This is a genomic window from Pseudoalteromonas sp. MEBiC 03485 (assembly GCF_004195145.1).
GTDB classification, from domain to species: domain Bacteria; phylum Pseudomonadota; class Gammaproteobacteria; order Enterobacterales; family Alteromonadaceae; genus Pseudoalteromonas; species Pseudoalteromonas apostichopi.
This window is the reverse complement of the sequence record NZ_SGBT01000001.1, coordinates 293,601-310,000: the sequence shown is the minus strand read 5'-3', so window position 1 is coordinate 310,000 and position 16,400 is coordinate 293,601. Positions and strand designations below refer to the sequence as shown.

The following is a 16,400-nucleotide window of genomic DNA, read 5'->3' as shown; positions in this document are numbered from 1 at the left end:
CGCAAGATGACGTATACGGTGTGACACCTGCCCGGTGCCGGAAGGTTAATTGATGGGGTTAGTTTTCGGACGAAGCTCTTGATCGAAGCCCCGGTAAACGGCGGCCGTAACTATAACGGTCCTAAGGTAGCGAAATTCCTTGTCGGGTAAGTTCCGACCTGCACGAATGGTGTAACCATGGCCACGCTGTCTCCACCCGAGACTCAGTGAAATTGAAATCGCAGTGAAGATGCTGTGTACCCGCGGCTAGACGGAAAGACCCCGTGAACCTTTACTACAGCTTGGCACTGAACATTGAACCTACATGTGTAGGATAGGTGGGAGGCTTTGAAGCAGAGACGCTAGTCTTTGTGGAGCCGTCCTTGAAATACCACCCTTGTAGTTTTGATGTTCTAACGTTGGTCCCTAATCGGGATTACGGACAGTGCCTGGTGGGTAGTTTGACTGGGGCGGTCTCCTCCCAAAGAGTAACGGAGGAGCACGAAGGTTGGCTAAGTACGGTCGGACATCGTACGGTTAGTGTAATGGTAGAAGCCAGCTTAACTGCGAGACAGACACGTCGAGCAGGTACGAAAGTAGGTCATAGTGATCCGGTGGTTCTGAATGGAAGGGCCATCGCTCAACGGATAAAAGGTACTCCGGGGATAACAGGCTGATACCGCCCAAGAGTTCATATCGACGGCGGTGTTTGGCACCTCGATGTCGGCTCATCACATCCTGGGGCTGAAGTCGGTCCCAAGGGTATGGCTGTTCGCCATTTAAAGTGGTACGCGAGCTGGGTTTAGAACGTCGTGAGACAGTTCGGTCCCTATCTGCCGTGGGCGTTTGAGAATTGAGAGGGGTTGCTCCTAGTACGAGAGGACCGGAGTGAACGAACCGCTGGTGTTCGGGTTGTCATGCCAATGGCACTGCCCGGTAGCTACGTTCGGAACTGATAAGCGCTGAAAGCATCTAAGCGCGAAGCAGGCCTCGAGATGAGTTCTCACTAGACTTTTAAAGTCTCTGAAGGGCCGTTGAAGACTACAACGTTGATAGGCAGGATGTGGAAGTGGTGCGAGCCATTAAGCTAACCTGTACTAATTACCCGTGAGGCTTAACCATACAACGCCAAACGCGTTTTGTGACAGCGTAACAGACAGAAGTTAAGAAACTAAAGTAGACATTTACTTGATATCAGAATTCCAGATTTTAGTTGATTGCTAAAGCGATTAACGACCCAAATTTGCTTGGTGACAATAGCGTTTTGGACCCACCTGACCCCATGCCGAACTCAGTAGTGAAACGAAACAGCGCCGATGATAGTGTGGCATTTGCCATGTGAAAGTAGGACATTGCCAGGCTCCAAATTAAAGAAAGCCCGATTCGAAAGAGTCGGGCTTTTTTGCGTCTGGAGCTGTCAGCTTTCAGCCGTCAGCCGTCAGCTGAAATATGGGGTTGTATAGTGCAGAGACTCCCTCAGCAACAAAACCTTGTAGGAGGCACGTCAGTGCCGAATCTAGACCTTAACAAACACATTCATGGCTAAAGCCATTCCTACAACGACACTCTTCCTAGAACCTAGAGCCTTTATGACTTACTTTTTCTAACTCGCAAATCGTGTTTTGTTCAGCTTACTCCCCTTGTCTTTGTTCAGCCTTGGCTAATTGAATGTATTTGGTTTCTACTAGCTGTGAGAGTGGAACAAGTTCGAAGCCTTGCTGTTGTAGTTTTGGGAGTGCTTGCTGTAGAAATGCAACGGTTTCTGGGTAGGGGTGTGCAATAGCGATTGCATAGTTGAAGTGCTCAGCTTTGGTCTTTAGTTCTTCAAGTTGATGTTGTAGCTGGCTTTGGGTGATATTGTTATCAAGGAATACATGACGAGATACGTTTGCGACACCATAAAGGTTGGCAACATTTTGCGCTTCACTTTGGCTAGTTGTTCGACTATCTAAGAAGTACAAACCACGCTTTTTTAGGACTTCCATGGTCCATTTCATAGGCTCAGTTAGCTGTGTTAGCTCAGACCCCATATGATTATTGACACCTTTTACTTGTGGCAATGAGGCTAACGCATGGCCGAGAGTAGTTTGTAACTCGGACTTAGTCATGGTATCTGTTAGGGCTCCTGGACCAAGCGCTTTGCTTTTATCAAGCGCTTGCATTGGAACATGTAAAAGCAATTCTTTATGAGTTTTACTGGCACGCTCTGCAAAAATTTGCGAATAGGGGGTATGGGGCAAGATTGAGAATGTCACTTGCCCTGGTAATTTTAATATTTCAAGATCGCGCTGATGATTACCTATATCATCGATTACTATGGCTATTTGCTTTGCTTGGCAGAATAGCGGTAGGCAACATACGGCGAGTAATAAGCCTTTTCGTAGATTCACTTTTTGTAATTATTATATCCATTGTGAGCATTTACTTACTGCATAATAACTAGCTGCTTTGCTGTAAGTTGCTTTTTGTCTTGTCTATCTAGAAGTGAGCTAAAAAGCGCCAATTCTTGAATGTTTTTTATTATAACGTCTTGGTCAATTTCTGAAAGCATTGTTTGATTAATACTCACATCTGGGGGAATCCCTTTACCATCGATTGATTGACCTGCAGGTGTATAATAGCGTGCTGTGGTCAGTTTTAATGCCGTATTACCGTTACCTAATGGAATAAGCGACTGCACAGAGCCTTTACCAAATGAGGTTTCGCCAATTAGCACTGCTCGTTGATTATCTCTTAATGCTGCTGCGAGTATTTCAGCCGCAGATGCTGAGTTCTCGTTAATAAGTAGGGCGATAGGGGCACCATTGAGTATGTCACCCTTATGCGCTTGATACTTTTGATTGGCTTCGTTGAAGCGACCTCTGGTTGAAACAATAGTGCCGTTATCTAAAAACAGATCAGCGACTTCAATGGCCCCTTGTAATGTACCACCAGGGTTGTCACGTAAATCAATTATTAGCCCAGAAAGTGGAAAGCTATTGGTGACTTGCATTTTTGCAAGTTCTCGAGCAACATCGTGCAGTGTGTGATTGTTAAATGCATTGATACTGATTAGTGCAACGCCTGTATCTGCTAAATAGCCACTAACGCTCTGCAAATTAATTTGTTGGCGTTTAATCGAGAAGTTGAGCTCAGCTTCTTTCTCCCTTTTAACTGCTACATCGACAGCGCTTTGCCCGCTTTCACGAATTAATTTCGCTACTTCTTCAATGCTTTTATCTATAATTGGCTGTTGATTTATACCAATAACTTCATCATTTACTTGTAAACCAGCAACTGCTGCAGGTGATTTATCAATGATGTTGACTATAAATACTCGACCATCTTCTACTTTGACTTCGATACCTAGTCCTGTGTATCGACCATTAGTGCTACTGAAGATGGCATCGAGCTCATTCTCATCCAGATACTTTGAATAAGGGTCAAGGCGTTCGAACAATTCTTCGACTTGTAAATTATCTGGCTGGTTAACAAATGAATTTTGTAGTTTAAGATCATCTACATAATACGTATGAATATTAAAAAGGATTTCGTTTAATTCATGATGCTGAAGAGACTGTAACGAGGGCTTAGAATTAGCCTGAAACGATTGCAGCATCAGGCAGAGAAAGGTTATGAGCATCATTAAAGACAGCTGAGTGAAAAACTTAGCTGGGGAAAAGTGTGCTTTGCAAGAATGTTTAGTTTTTAGCATCAGCTGCTCCTCATAGAGTGCAGCTATTTAATCAATTAAATGCGTCTGCACCATTTTACAGGATTTACTGCGCGTCCTTTGTGGCGTATTTCGAAGTATAGACCAGGATCCGGTTGTCCGCCGCTTTGACCTACTAAAGCAATTGTCTCCCCTTCTCTAACAAGGTCGCCAACATCGCGAAGTAGAGTTTGTGCGTGGCCATATAAGCTCATGAAACCATCGCCATGATCAATAGCGATAACCCAACCAAAGCCATTTAGCCAGTCAGCGTAAACAACTTGGCCGTTCTGTACGCTTTTTACATTACTGCCTTCTTTAGCGCTGATAAGTACGCCTTTCCAATCTATGTTGCCGTGCTTACGTTGCCCAAAGCGATGGCGTAATGACCCTTTAGTTGGCCAGTCAAGTTTGCCTTTACTACTTTGTAAGCCTAGTAGTTCTACTTTTTGGTTTCGTTCTTGTTCTAGCTCTTCTATTGCGGTTATTAGGGTTTGCTCGTTTTCTTTTAGATAATCAATTGAGCTCTTTGTTTCTTTTAATGCTGATTGTAGTTTATTGAGGTTAGTTTTACGTTCTTGCTGTGCATTGACTAAGGCTTGCTGACGTCTTTTTTGTTCGTCATATAAAGCAACTAGGCGTTGTTTAGTTTTTTCAAGTTCAGCTTGGTTGTCTGCAATTTCTTGCTGCAGTGCTTTGAGCTCTTCAATTTGTTCGATGCGTGCTTTATTTAAGTAATTATAATAACTTAGTGTACGTTCAATTTTGGCAGTGTCTTGCTGGTTAAGCAGCATTTTTGAGTAGTCATGGCTACCAGCCATGTAAGCACTTTTTAACTGTGCAGCTAATAAGGTTTGTCGCTGTGCTTGTTGGGCTTTCAGCTTTTGTGCCTTTGCTTGCTGTTCACGCTGTTGTTGCTCGTTTTCTTTAACCGATTGGGCTGCAAGATTTAATGCTTTTGCATTTTTAGCAATGTCGAGTTCATGGGCGCGGAGATCTTTGCGCATTTGGGCAATTGACTTGCGTTGACCTTTAAGTTCAGCCTCTGTTTTTTGTAAAGCTGATTGAATATCTGATAGGTCTTTTTTGGTTTGATCTTCATTAGCAACAACCGAAGTTGCTACTAATGAAGTCAGTATTAAACCAATTTTAAGGAAGTGGTTAATACATTTACTCATAGCTTATTTCAGCGTCATGATTGGTTTACCAGTCATTTCACTTGGCTGCTCTAAGCCGAGTAGGTGGAGCATGGTTGGTGCCACGTCACTTAATGTCTTACCATCATGCGGTGTTGCATCACGGCCAACATAGATAAATGGCACAGGCTCACTTGTATGTGCAGTATGTGCTTGCCCCGTTGCTGGGTTAGCCATTTGTTCAGCATTGCCATGATCGGCTGTGATCAGAGCTTCACCGCCATGTTCTTCAAGTGCTGCAACCACACGACCAATACAGTGATCAACTGCTTCACAAGCTTTAACTGCAGCTTCAAATACACCTGAGTGACCTACCATGTCTCCGTTAGGGTAGTTACAGATGATAGCATCGTATTTACCGCTAGCGATTGCTTCAACAAGTTTATCGGTCAGCATTTCAGAGTTCATTTCTGGTTGCAGATCATAGGTTGCTACTTGAGGTGATGGGATCAGTTCGCGAGTCTCACCAACAAACTCATCTTCACGGCCACCGCTGAAGAAGAAGGTAACGTGTGCGTATTTTTCTGTTTCAGAAATACGTAGCTGTGTTTTACCTTGTTTCTCTAACCATTCGCCCAATACGTTTGTTAAAGGTTCCGGTGCAAATGCAATCGGCGCTTTGATGTCTGCTGCATACTCAGTCATCATTACAAAAGCGCTTAACTTCGGTGATTTTTTCTTATCAAAACCACTGAAGTCAGCATCAACAAAGGCACGAGTCATTTCACGTGCTCGGTCAGCTCTGAAGTTAGCAAAAATAACTGTATCACCGTCATTAATTTCAGCAGCTGATTGGCCCTCTGGCACAACAGTTGTTGCAGCAACAAATTCATCGTTTTCGTCACGTGCATAAGCGGCTTCAAGTGCGGTAACGCCATCTGTATAGCTGTATTCAGCAATGCCACTAACCATAACGTCATAAGCAAGCTCGACACGGTTCCAACGGTTATCACGATCCATTGCATAGTAACGACCAACAAGCGTAGCTAAACGGCCGCAGCCAAGTTCTGTAAATACGGCTTCGATTCGTTCAATTGATGCTTTTGCACTGCGTGGCGGCGTGTCACGGCCGTCTAAGAAACCGTGAAAGTAAACTTCTTTTGCACCGCGCTTGGCTGCAAGTTCAATCGTTGCGACAATGTGATCTTCATGACTATGAACACCGCCTGGGCTTAAAAGACCCATAATATGAACGGCTTTGCCAGCCTTTACAGCTTTGTCAATATTATCAACAAGTGCTGGGTTGCTATCGAACTCACCATCATCAATCGCTTTAGTAATGCGAGTGAAATCTTGGTAAACAATACGGCCAGCACCTAAATTTACGTGGCCTACTTCAGAGTTACCCATTTGTCCTGCAGGTAAACCAACATCAAGTCCCGAACCTGAAATTAATGTATGTGGGCGGGTTGCCCAAAGGTTATCGAGTACTGGGGTATTAGCAGCAAGAATAGCGTTACTTTCTGTGTCTTCACGGTATCCCCAACCGTCTAAGATCATTAATACCAATGGTTTTTTATGCTCTGTCATTATAGCTCCTGAAGATTGGCACTTATATATCACTAGCATACCGTGTTTTATGGTTTTGATCAGCTATCAATATGTCATATTAAAATATTTCACGCCCTAGCATTTTCAATTCAAGCACGTATACTTGCGTGGCAAATTTTAATTAACCCATGGCTATGCGCTGTGGTATCTAAATTTCTTAGTGGAAAACGCATGGATCAATATATTGAATTTATCTCAAATCATCCGGTTTTGAGCATTATCTGGTTGGCATTAGTCGCAATGCTGATCAGCAGTTGGTTTAAAAGTAAATTTTCGGCTATTCGTCAAATCAATCCACAGCAACTTACTTTGCTAATTAACCGTGATGATGGTCAAGTCGTTGATATACGTGCACAAAAAGAGTTTAACTCTGGCCGTATTGCAGGCGCAACTCACTTAAATCCAGAAAAAGCAAAGCAATCTGATTTTTCAAGCCTTGAAAAGTTTAAGACTAAACCCATTATACTAGTATGTACCACGGGCATGACTGCCTCAGGTATCGCAACTGCAATGCATAAAGCAGGTTTTGAGCGTGTTTATGTATTAGCGGGCGGTATGGGCGCTTGGCAATCAGCTAGCTTACCAACAACGACCGGTCGTTAAACAAAGCAGCTAACAGCCCGATAGAGGAATTATTATGAGTAAAGTTGTTCTTTACACCAAAGCATACTGTCCATTCTGCCAACGCGCTTTGGCGTTATTAGAGAGCAAAGGTGTAAACTACACTAATATCGATATTGGTGTTCACCCTGAGCGTCGTGATGAAATGATCGACAAAGCTAATGGTGGTTACACGGTTCCGCAAATTTTCATTAATGATGAACATATCGGCGGTTGTGACGACATGATGGCAATTGAAGCGCAAGGCCTTTTAGACGCAAAGCTTAACGCTTAATAAATTTTAAATATAAAAACGAATACAAGTTAGGAATTACAATGAACGAAGAAAATCAAAACGCAGCAGCAGAACAACAAGCAGGCGCTCAATTCTCAATCCAACGCATTTATACTAAAGATGTTTCTTTTGAGACACCAAATTCACCTGCTATTTTCCAAAAAGAGTGGACCCCTGAAGTTAAGCTAGACTTAGATACTCGTTCTAACAAATTAGAAGAAGGTGTATTTGAAGTTGTTCTTGCTTTAACTGTGACGGCTTCAATCGGTGAAGAAACAGCTTTCCTTTGTGAAATCCAACAAGCGGGTATTTTCACTATCGGTGAAGTTGAAGAAGTTCAGCTTGCGCACATGTTAGGTGCTTTCTGCCCGAACGTACTTTTCCCTTACGCTCGTGAAGCAGTATCAAACCTAGTTAACCGTGGTACTTTCCCACAATTAAACTTAGCGCCAGTTAACTTTGACGCACTATTTGCTCAATACATGCAACAACGTGCTGCTCAAGACCAACAGGCAACTGCAGACGCATAAGCTATGAGTACAGCACAATCAGCTGTTACAGTATTAGGGGCGGGGTCTTATGGCACCGCCCTTGCTATTTGCTTTGCCAGAAATGGTCACCCAGTTACCTTGTGGGGCCGCAATAGCGATGACGTTGCTACGCTTGCAGCTGAGCGGAAGAATCAACGTTATGTTCCTGATGTTAGCTTTCCTGAAACGCTTCAACTAGAAGCTAATTTAGAAACGGCAGTTAAAGCAAGCAAGATCATTCTTGTTGTTGTGCCAAGTCATGCGTTTGCAGGCACGCTTCAAAAAATTAAACCTTGGTTGTCAGAAGGTGCCGAAGTTGCATGGGCTACTAAAGGCTTAGAACCTAATACTGGCCGTTTATTGCAAGAAGTAGCAGTGCAAGAGCTTGGGGATGATATCCCATTGGCTGTGCTTTCTGGGCCTACTTTTGCTAAAGAAATGGCAATGGGCTTACCAACGGCTATTTCGGTATCGTCGACTTCTAAAGATTTTGCAAAGCAGCTGGCAGACCTTTTACACTGTGGACGTTCATTTAGGGTGTATAACAATGATGATTTCATTGGTATACAACTTGGCGGCGCGGTTAAAAATGTGATTGCAATTGGCGCAGGTATGTCTGACGGCTTTGGTTTTGGTGCTAATGCACGAACAGCCTTGATCACTCGTGGTTTAGCTGAGCTTTGTCGTTTAGGTTGTGCATTAGGTGCTCGTTCAGATACCTTTATGGGGATGGCTGGCCTTGGTGACTTAATCTTAACCTGTACAGATAACCAATCTCGTAACCGTCGTTTTGGTCTTGCGCTTGGTAAAGGTGAAGGGGTTGAAGCTGCGATTGAATCAATAGGTCAGGTCGTAGAAGGCTATAGAAATACCAAAGAAGTGTACCTACTTGCTGAGCGTACAGGCATAGAAATGCCAATTACGGAGCAAATTTACAAAGTGCTTTATGAAAATAAAGATGTAAAAGAAGCTGCGATGGCGTTGCTTGGCCGTGAGCAAAAATCCGAATAAACAATCTTAAAAATTCAGATTGTGCACTGTAAAATAAAAAACGCGATTCATGAATCGCGTTTTTTATTTGCAATTTTAACTGCTAGCTAGATTGCTGGTTCTCTAACGTGTCATTAATAAATTCGCTGACTTGCTCGGCTTTTAATGGTTTACAGTAATAATAACCTTGCTGGAAATGACAACCCATAATATGCAGCATATAGGCCTGCTCCTCAGTTTCCACTCCTTCAGCAACCACATTTATATCCAAATATTTAGCTAGTCGCACTATGGTGGCAGTGATATTGCGATCTTGTTCATTCTTATCGATGTCTTTTACGAATGACTTGTCGATTTTGAGCGTATCTATTGGAAAACGCTTTAGGTAACTTAGCGATGAATGGCCAGTGCCAAAGTCATCAAGCGCGATATGTACACCAATTGATTTAATCCGTTTCATTTGCTGTTCTGCAAACTCAGGGTTATCCATCATGGCGCTTTCAGTGATTTCAAGTTCTAAGCAATGTGCAGGCACGTCAAATTTAGCCAAGTTGTCGATTAGCGTTTCGATAAGGCTGCTTTGTTGAAAGTGTAAGGCTGAAATATTAATAGCTACATTACCAAATGAAATGCTTTGCTTTCGCCACTGAGCCAGCTGATTAAGAAGTTGCTCCATCAGTAATTGGGTGAGCGGAATAATTGCCCCATTTTGTTCTGCGAGAGGAATAAACTCATCAGGAATAATGATGCTGCCATCCTCTTGTGGCCAACGAACTAAAGCCTCAAAGCCGTACAATTGGTTGTGCTGAGCATCAAACTTAGGTTGAAAGTAAAGCTCAAACTCATTGTTGGTAATCGCTCTAAATAAAGCGCTTTCTTTGGTTAATTCGGTTGGGTCGAGCGTGTGGCGGTCTTTATCAAAAAACTGATAAGTATTACGGCCCATTTTCTTAGCATGATTTAGGGCACTATTTGCGCTGCGCATTAAGTTTTCACAGTTGTATGCATTGTCTGGGTAGATAGCAAGGCCACAACACGCTGTTAGCGAGGTTTCAAAACCATCTAACATAAAAGGGGTCTTAAATTGTTGTAGTACGATGTCTGCGGTCTTTTTGGCGAAGAACACCGTTTTGCCAGAGTATAGGTAGGGCGGCACCAGTACCGCGAATTCATCAGCACCAATTCTTGCAATAGTAAAGCCTGAATTTAGGGAGTCGGTTAAACGACAGGCGACTTCTTTTAACAGAACATCGCCAATCGTGTGGCCTAGTGAGTCATTAATTTTTTTGAAATTGTCTATGTCGATAAAGATGATCAACAGGCTTGGGTAAGTGTCATTACAGGCTTTAATTGCTTTTTCAAGTGATTCTATAAAAATGGCGCGGTTTGATAAGCCTGTTATGCTGTCTTTGGTAGTGAGCTTGAGCATAGCTCGCTCGTTATTCTTACGAGCTGTCACATCAGAAAACATACCAACGTATCTTACAGAGCTTTTCGCAAAGCGTGGTGTGGTCACTTTTGTTATACACAAATCAATGGCGTAGGGTTGCCCATCTCTACGTAAATTCCAAATTTCGCCAGACCAATAACCGTCATTACTTAACTCCTGTTGTATGATTTCTTCGAGTTGCTTATCGCGACCAGCTTGCGTTAATGCTTTGAATTTTTTGCCAAGTACATCGTTTTTTTTATAACCCGATATTTCACTAAATGCGTTATTGATTTCTATGATCCGAAACTGCTCATCGCTGACCCAAATTCCATCTTTAGACTGAGAGAGTAGGGCATCCAATAGCGTCATCTTTTGATTTCTTTGATAATAGATGACCGCTCCAATAAGGATGACAATAGCTAAAAGAATCAGCAGTAAAAGGGGCGCTATGTTTGGGGCTTGCGAGATAGTGGGATTTGAAACAGCAGTAGAAGCAGCACTAGAAAAGTGCTGCATCAGCAAAATGATACTGCCTACTTGGGCGAAAAAGCGCATTAAAATCCATCTTTAGGGAACAAACTAACCTATTTAGGTTAGTCCATAAAAAATGGTCGTGCTAAACAATTAGTAAATATTTATTACGAGCGTTTTTTCAATAAGTTATTGACCGTTCACAAACCCCAGTTGACGCCAAGACTCATAAACAAATACAGCCACAGAGTTAGATAAGTTCATGCTACGGCTATCTTTTTGCATCGGAATGCGAACTCGCTGCTCTTTAGGTAATGATTGAATGAGCTCATCAGGTAGGCCGCGGGTTTCTGGACCAAACACTAAACAATCGCCTGGTTGGTATTGCGCTTGGTGGTGAAATTGGCTGCCTTTAGTGGTACACGCATAGACTTTTTTCGGCTGGCACTTTTCAAGATATGCTTCAAACGACGCATGGCGCTGTACATGGCTAAATTCATGATAATCAAGACCAGCACGTTTGACCCGTTTATCATCCCACTCAAAACCAAGTGGTTCAATTAGGTGCAGCGCATAACCCGTGTTCGCGCATAAGCGAATGATATTACCCGTGTTCGGTGGAATTTCTGGTTGGTACAACACAATATCAAGCATTTGAATCTCATTTAAAAAGGATTAGATCTGCTGCTGAGTATACACGAACTAGAATGAAAAGATGATATACTCAGTCTAGTTACTCTCTGAAGGTAAGTTGTTGTGCAGCATCGTAGTTATGAGTTTTGGGTTAGAACAGCCAGTCTAGTCACCATTGTAATGGTGAGTTTGATGATTGCGGCAAAAAGCTGGGCTTGGCTTGCATCAGGCTCAGCCTCGATGCTCGGTTCATTGACTGATTCGTTAATGGATATCACTGCATCACTGATGAGCTTTTTAGTCCTAGGTTATGCATTACGTCCTGCTGATGATGATCATCGCTTTGGTCACGGTAAAGCTGAAGCGTTAGCTGGGCTTGCACAAGCCGCTTTTATTGCCGGCTCGGGTTGTTTCTTAGCTTTTCATGCTGTTGAGCGCTTATTTAACCCTGTTATTTTAAAGCACTCTGATCTCGGTATTTGGGTTAGTATTTTTGCTATCGTTTGTACGCTTGTGGTGGTATTTGTTCAAACAAAAGTGATTAATCACACTGAGTCAATTGCGATAAAAGCAGACTCTATTCATTATAAAGGCGATTTAATCTTAAACTTGGCTGTATTACTGGCAATCGTATTAGCTAAGTACGGTGTCGCTTATGCCGATCCATTGTTTGCTATTGGTGTGGCTGTTTATTTGCTTTATAACAGCTGGGATATTGCTCGCGAAAGTGCTGACCACTTAATGGATAAAGAGCTTCCTGATGAAGAGAAACAACAAATATTGGAGATTGTGAATAGTCATCAAGACGTGTTTGGCGCCCATGATATCCGTACTCGCCAAGGTGGTAAAATTAAGTTTATTCAGATGCATTTAGAGCTTGAAGATTCATTATCATTGATCAGGGCGCATCAAGTTGCAGATGAAGTAGAGGCCTTAATTCAAACTCATTTTGATTGTGAAATGGATATTCTCATGCACCTAGACCCGCTTTCAGTGGTTAATAAAACACGTCAAAGTGCAGCACAAAACTGATAAAAATCACTGAGTACAGCCTGCCTTATCTCGTCGCGTTCGCATAAAAGTTCGTGGCGAGCACCAGCATAGCTTTTTAGTTGTGCCTGTTTTTGTTTATGTGTAAGTGCAAACTGAGCGGCGTTATCGACCACTGTATCTTGCTCAGCACTGGCGATAAACAAAGGAATATCGACTTTTTTATCGACTAAAGAGGCGATAAAATCAAACGATGCATTGAGCCAACCATAGGTTACCCCACCTAACTGTAAATCATTTTCTGCAGCATACAGCTCTCTGAACAGTTTATAGCGAATTTCACTACTGGTTAGCTCATTGGCTGCAAAGTCGACCGGTAAGTAGTCGCTTTGGCCAAATGCATAACTGTGGCTAAGACCAATTAAAGATGCAATTTTAGCAGCCAGTTTTGCTACAGGCTTTGGTGTCCCTTTGGTATAAATATCAAACATGGGCGCTGACAAAAATGCCCCCGAAAATTGATGTTGATATCGTGACAGGTAATCATAGGCAATGGCGCTCCCCATTGAGTGTCCGAGCAGTACTTGTTTTCCTTGCCAGTGTTGCTTCACTACTGTATCTATAAACATAGCAAAGTCATCAGCATAATCAGTAAAGCGGTTTACATAGCCTTTATGTGTGTTTTCTAAATGGCGATAAGAGCGGCCTTGTCCTTGGTGATCAACACTAAAAACAGCAAAGCCATTTTGATATAGCTCCCATAGCAACTCTTTGTATTTAACCAAAGACTCTATTCGACCACTACTAATAACAACAGCGGTTTTTGCTTGTCGAGGAATAGCATAACCGTAATAAAGCTTACCATGAGCTGTACTCAGAAAGTCTTGCTGTAATTGCTCAGAAAAGAACTTATTAATATTAGGTATGTTACTGACAAGGCTTGCTTCGCTGCTATAAAACATTTACTCACTCTTAAAAGGAAGGCGGATGTTTACACAAAGTCCACCGTGTTCTTGGTTTTCAAGTGTTAGTGTACCATCATGTACTGAGATAGCATTCTTTGCAATTGCAAGACCTAAACCGGTACCACCTGTACTCCTATCGCGGGAATGCTCTTGACGAAAGAAAGGCTCACAAAGTCTTGCAAGGTTACTTTCTTCAACCCCTTTACCGTCATCACAAATAGTGATGTAGATAGCATCTGATTCAATTAAACCTATTGAAATAGAGTGCTCAGCGTATTTAATCGCATTACGTAGAACATTCTCGAGGGCGCTGGCAATTAAGGTTTCGTCACATTTGATGTCGGCTGTTAGTGCCCCATTGACAATGAGCTCTTTATTATTTTGCTTGGCTTCAAATTTAGCATCGTTTAGTACGTGATCAACAATCACTTGCAGAGATTGTTTACTTAACGCCAGTGTTTGGCTTTTAGCCTCTAAGCGAGATACTTGGAGGACATCAGCAATCATTTTATCGAGCTGATTTGCCTCTTTTTCAATGCGTTCTAAATAAGCGTTTTGTGCGTCATCGGCTTGCATTTGCGCAAGTCCTGTGGCCATTTTTAAACGCGTTAATGGTGAGCGTAGTTCATGGGAAATATCTGCGAGTAATCGCTTTTGGGCGCTAATAAGCTGCTCAAGTTGCACTGCCATGGTATTAAAGTCTCGGCCAAGTACACCTAGCTCATCTTGACGAGTAGGGGATACATCGGCACGGGCAGTTAAATCACCATGAGCCAGTTTTTTTGCGGTTTCTTTTAGACTATTAATAGGGGCAATTAAATTACGGCTAAAGAAGAAACTAAGCATTAAAGAAGCAATTAAAGCAATGAGTAGTTTTAGCCAAATTGGCATCAGCCATAAGCTGACAAAAAACGGTTTTTTGCGTTTTTCATCAATCTCGTAGAGATAAAATTTACCTTCAGGTACATTCAATACTACAGGCCCATAGGCTTGATATTCATCGGTAAAAATAATTTGCGGACGCATATATTTGGTAAAGTTAAGCAAGCTCAAATCAATGTCTTTGGATACCGGTTCGCTGAGCATCTCAACACCATGCACCTCACCATTTAAGTACAATAATTTATGTTTGGATAAGCGCGGATGAGATAGTACCTCTTGAGTAGATTTACCGTGTTTAGCAACTATGCGTTCAATACTTTTAGCGGTGTACTCAAGATTTTTAAGCATGGGTCCACGCAGGTCATCATTGCCTACATTGCTCGTTAACTGGCTTAAAAACACCAATATAGTGATAGTGGCTATGACAGTAACCCAAAACCAGGCAAAGATTTTTAAAAATAAATAGTGGCGGGGATGCTTTAGCCAGCTCGGTGTTTGCATATTATTCGCCTTGTATTAGTACATAACCACTGCCACGCATGGTTTTGATCCGTTCATTACTCACGTGTTCTGCAATCTTTTTACGAATGTTACTTACATGCATATCGATTGAGCGGTCAAAAGGGGCGAGGCGTCTACCCAGGACTTGCTCACTTATTTGTTCTTTACTTATCACTTCACCTGCATGCTGTACGAGCATAGTAAGAATTTCATATTCAGTGCCTGTTAGGCTCAGTACGATGTCGTTTACCGAAGCCTCTCGCGTTGCGAAATTGATATTGATACTGTTTACACTCAATGAGCTGGCATGTTGACTCGATAAGCTATTGATATGCTCTATACGACGGGTTATTGCTTTAACGCGGGCTAGCAGCTCTCTGTGGTTAAATGGCTTAGGAATATAATCATCTGCGCCCAGTTCTAAACCAAAGATGCGATCAAAGTCTTCGCCTTTCGCGGTTAGCATGATCACTGGGGTAAGCTTATGCTGTCTTAATTGTTTTAACACCTCAAAGCCATCCATAGATGGCAACATAACATCAAGCAATATGAGCTCATAGCTATGCTTAATAGCTTGTTTTAGGCCCTCAGCACCATCATGAACACACTCTACTGTAAAACCTTGTGCTGATAAGTACTCGCTGAGTAATTCACACAATCCTGTATCGTCGTCGATCATCAATAGTTTCATTTTGACACCTAGCTATTTACTTCTTTAAGGCTATTTTACTCACTAAATTGTGTAAAGGTGAATCTTTACACAACCTTTACACTGGTTTGCGTTCCTTTGCATTGAGTTAGATATAGTTATCACATTGCTCGGAAACGACAGTAGAGCACAACCCAACAAAAGGTAATGATTATGACTATTTCAAATAAGCTTTCTAAATTCGTACTTGTTTGTGGTTTAGCAGCAGCCAGTGTAGGTGCTACTTCAGCAATGGCGAAAGGTGACTTTAACCGTGGTATGAACTCACAGGCTCGTTTTTTACTTTCTGAGCGTGGCATTGATAAGTTACAACTTAGCGAAGATCAGCAAACGCAACTAAAGGCGATTTTTGCTGAGCAAAAATCGCAATTTGCAGCACTTCGCGGTGATAAAGATGCAATGAAAGCCTCTCGTGCAGCACACAAAGAGAAAATGGATGCGTTATTAGCAACGAAAGCATTTGACGAAAATGCCGCATTGGAGCTGATTAAAGCTCGCCAAGAAAAAGGCCAGCAGTTTGCAATGCTGAAAATGAAATCTGACCATGCAATTTGGCAAGTTTTGAATGCAGAGCAGCGCGAAAGTTATCAAAAAATCAAACAGCACCTTCGTAAAAAAGGTCACAAAAAGGGCCATTATGGCCTGAATAAAGGCGAGCGTTCAGAAGGTTAAAAGTAAATGTATATGAAAATGCGGCAAATGCCGCATTTTTTGTATTACACTGCAATCAGAGTTTATTCTTTAAAGAATGCATCATCATTTTTAGCCAGCATCGCTTCGATGTCTTCAATCATATCTTGGCTTAGCTCATTGGCATTGTTGATAGGACTAGAAATTTTATTATTTTCAAACGACCACTCGCCTAAATCAATTAGCTGGCAGCGTTTTGAACAAAATGGGCGATGCGGACTCTGCTCCGACCATTCGACTTTTGATTTACATGTTGGGCAGTTTACAACTGTTGGCATGGAATAACTCTTAAATA

Annotated in this window: 16 protein-coding genes and 2 rRNA genes (1 of these 18 only partly in view); 8 read left to right on the top strand and 10 right to left on the bottom strand. The window is 42.2% G+C overall.

Going from position 1 to position 16,400, the window contains the following annotated elements; all coding sequences use genetic code 11:
• Both EVU92_RS01420 and rrf read left to right on the top strand, forming a co-directional pair.
• Positions 1-1,101: ribosomal RNA gene (locus EVU92_RS01420) — 23S ribosomal RNA — on the top strand; it begins 1,782 nt to the left of the window's first position.
• A 124-nt stretch (positions 1,102-1,225) separates the two neighbouring features.
• A 5S ribosomal RNA gene (gene rrf, locus EVU92_RS01415) occupies positions 1,226-1,340 on the top strand.
• A 270-nt stretch (positions 1,341-1,610) separates the two neighbouring features.
• Here the strand turns inward: rrf and EVU92_RS01410 are convergent.
• Genes EVU92_RS01410 through gpmM form a run of 4 tightly spaced genes read right to left on the bottom strand, consistent with a single transcriptional unit; the run spans position 1,611 to position 6,396 of the window.
• On the bottom strand, positions 1,611-2,369 hold the full coding sequence (locus EVU92_RS01410) for a divergent polysaccharide deacetylase family protein (RefSeq protein WP_130049720.1): 759 nt from the start codon (positions 2,367-2,369) through the stop codon (positions 1,611-1,613).
• Positions 2,370-2,404: 35 nt separating this feature from the next.
• Entirely contained in the window at positions 2,405-3,673 is a 1,269-nt protein-coding gene (locus EVU92_RS01405) for a S41 family peptidase (RefSeq protein WP_130049719.1), read from the bottom strand.
• A gap of 35 nt (positions 3,674-3,708) precedes the next feature.
• Positions 3,709-4,848, bottom strand: coding sequence for a peptidoglycan DD-metalloendopeptidase family protein (locus EVU92_RS01400; protein ID WP_130049718.1), 1,140 nt, complete (start codon positions 4,846-4,848; stop codon positions 3,709-3,711).
• A 3-nt stretch (positions 4,849-4,851) separates the two neighbouring features.
• Entirely contained in the window at positions 4,852-6,396 is a 1,545-nt protein-coding gene (gene gpmM, locus EVU92_RS01395; RefSeq protein WP_130049717.1) for a 2,3-bisphosphoglycerate-independent phosphoglycerate mutase, read from the bottom strand.
• Between the two features lie 192 nt (positions 6,397-6,588).
• Here gpmM and EVU92_RS01390 point away from each other — a divergent pair, with 192 nt between their 5' ends.
• The 4 genes from EVU92_RS01390 to gpsA are packed head-to-tail and all read left to right on the top strand — an operon-like array spanning position 6,589 to position 8,853.
• Positions 6,589-7,020 (top strand): rhodanese-like domain-containing protein, encoded by a 432-nt coding sequence (locus EVU92_RS01390; RefSeq protein ID WP_130049716.1) that lies wholly within the window; start codon positions 6,589-6,591, stop codon positions 7,018-7,020.
• A gap of 34 nt (positions 7,021-7,054) precedes the next feature.
• On the top strand, positions 7,055-7,312 hold the full coding sequence (gene grxC, locus EVU92_RS01385) for a glutaredoxin 3 (protein WP_130049715.1): 258 nt from the start codon (positions 7,055-7,057) through the stop codon (positions 7,310-7,312).
• A gap of 41 nt (positions 7,313-7,353) precedes the next feature.
• Positions 7,354-7,842, top strand: a complete 489-nt coding sequence (secB, locus tag EVU92_RS01380; protein ID WP_058586639.1) for a protein-export chaperone SecB — start codon at positions 7,354-7,356, stop codon at positions 7,840-7,842.
• A gap of 3 nt (positions 7,843-7,845) precedes the next feature.
• On the top strand, positions 7,846-8,853 hold the full coding sequence (gpsA, locus tag EVU92_RS01375; protein WP_130049714.1) for an NAD(P)H-dependent glycerol-3-phosphate dehydrogenase: 1,008 nt from the start codon (positions 7,846-7,848) through the stop codon (positions 8,851-8,853).
• Between the two features lie 82 nt (positions 8,854-8,935).
• On the opposite strand, the gene EVU92_RS01370 is transcribed toward gpsA, so the two are convergent.
• Both EVU92_RS01370 and trmL read right to left on the bottom strand, forming a co-directional pair.
• Positions 8,936-10,633 (bottom strand): GGDEF domain-containing phosphodiesterase, encoded by a 1,698-nt coding sequence (locus tag EVU92_RS01370; RefSeq protein ID WP_167658222.1) that lies wholly within the window; start codon positions 10,631-10,633, stop codon positions 8,936-8,938.
• A 291-nt stretch (positions 10,634-10,924) separates the two neighbouring features.
• Positions 10,925-11,389: a tRNA (uridine(34)/cytosine(34)/5-carboxymethylaminomethyluridine(34)-2'-O)-methyltransferase TrmL gene (gene trmL, locus EVU92_RS01365; protein ID WP_054550977.1), complete on the bottom strand. Its 465-nt coding sequence runs from the start codon at positions 11,387-11,389 to the stop codon at positions 10,925-10,927.
• A 102-nt stretch (positions 11,390-11,491) separates the two neighbouring features.
• On the opposite strand from trmL, the gene EVU92_RS01360 reads away from it, so the two are divergent.
• A complete protein-coding gene (locus EVU92_RS01360; RefSeq protein ID WP_130049712.1) occupies positions 11,492-12,400 on the top strand; it encodes a cation diffusion facilitator family transporter in 909 nt (302 codons plus the stop codon).
• Here EVU92_RS01360 and EVU92_RS01355 read toward each other — a convergent pair.
• Genes EVU92_RS01355 through EVU92_RS01345 form a run of 3 tightly spaced genes read right to left on the bottom strand, consistent with a single transcriptional unit; the run spans position 12,379 to position 15,397 of the window.
• On the bottom strand, positions 12,379-13,320 hold the full coding sequence (locus EVU92_RS01355; RefSeq protein WP_130049711.1) for an alpha/beta fold hydrolase: 942 nt from the start codon (positions 13,318-13,320) through the stop codon (positions 12,379-12,381). The two genes, EVU92_RS01360 and EVU92_RS01355, sit on opposite strands and share 22 nt — an antisense overlap.
• Positions 13,321-14,706, bottom strand: coding sequence for an ATP-binding protein (locus EVU92_RS01350; RefSeq protein ID WP_130049710.1), 1,386 nt, complete (start codon positions 14,704-14,706; stop codon positions 13,321-13,323). It abuts the gene before it with no gap.
• A 1-nt stretch (position 14,707) separates the two neighbouring features.
• On the bottom strand, positions 14,708-15,397 hold the full coding sequence (locus tag EVU92_RS01345; protein ID WP_130049709.1) for a response regulator: 690 nt from the start codon (positions 15,395-15,397) through the stop codon (positions 14,708-14,710).
• A gap of 171 nt (positions 15,398-15,568) precedes the next feature.
• On the opposite strand from EVU92_RS01345, the gene EVU92_RS01340 reads away from it, so the two are divergent.
• Complete coding sequence (locus EVU92_RS01340) at positions 15,569-16,087, top strand: Spy/CpxP family protein refolding chaperone (protein ID WP_130049708.1); 519 nt, start codon at positions 15,569-15,571, stop codon at positions 16,085-16,087.
• 62 nt (positions 16,088-16,149) lie between these two features.
• On the opposite strand, the gene yacG is transcribed toward EVU92_RS01340, so the two are convergent.
• Positions 16,150-16,383, bottom strand: a complete 234-nt coding sequence (yacG, locus tag EVU92_RS01335; protein ID WP_130049707.1) for a DNA gyrase inhibitor YacG — start codon at positions 16,381-16,383, stop codon at positions 16,150-16,152.
• Positions 16,384-16,400 lie beyond the last annotated feature (17 nt).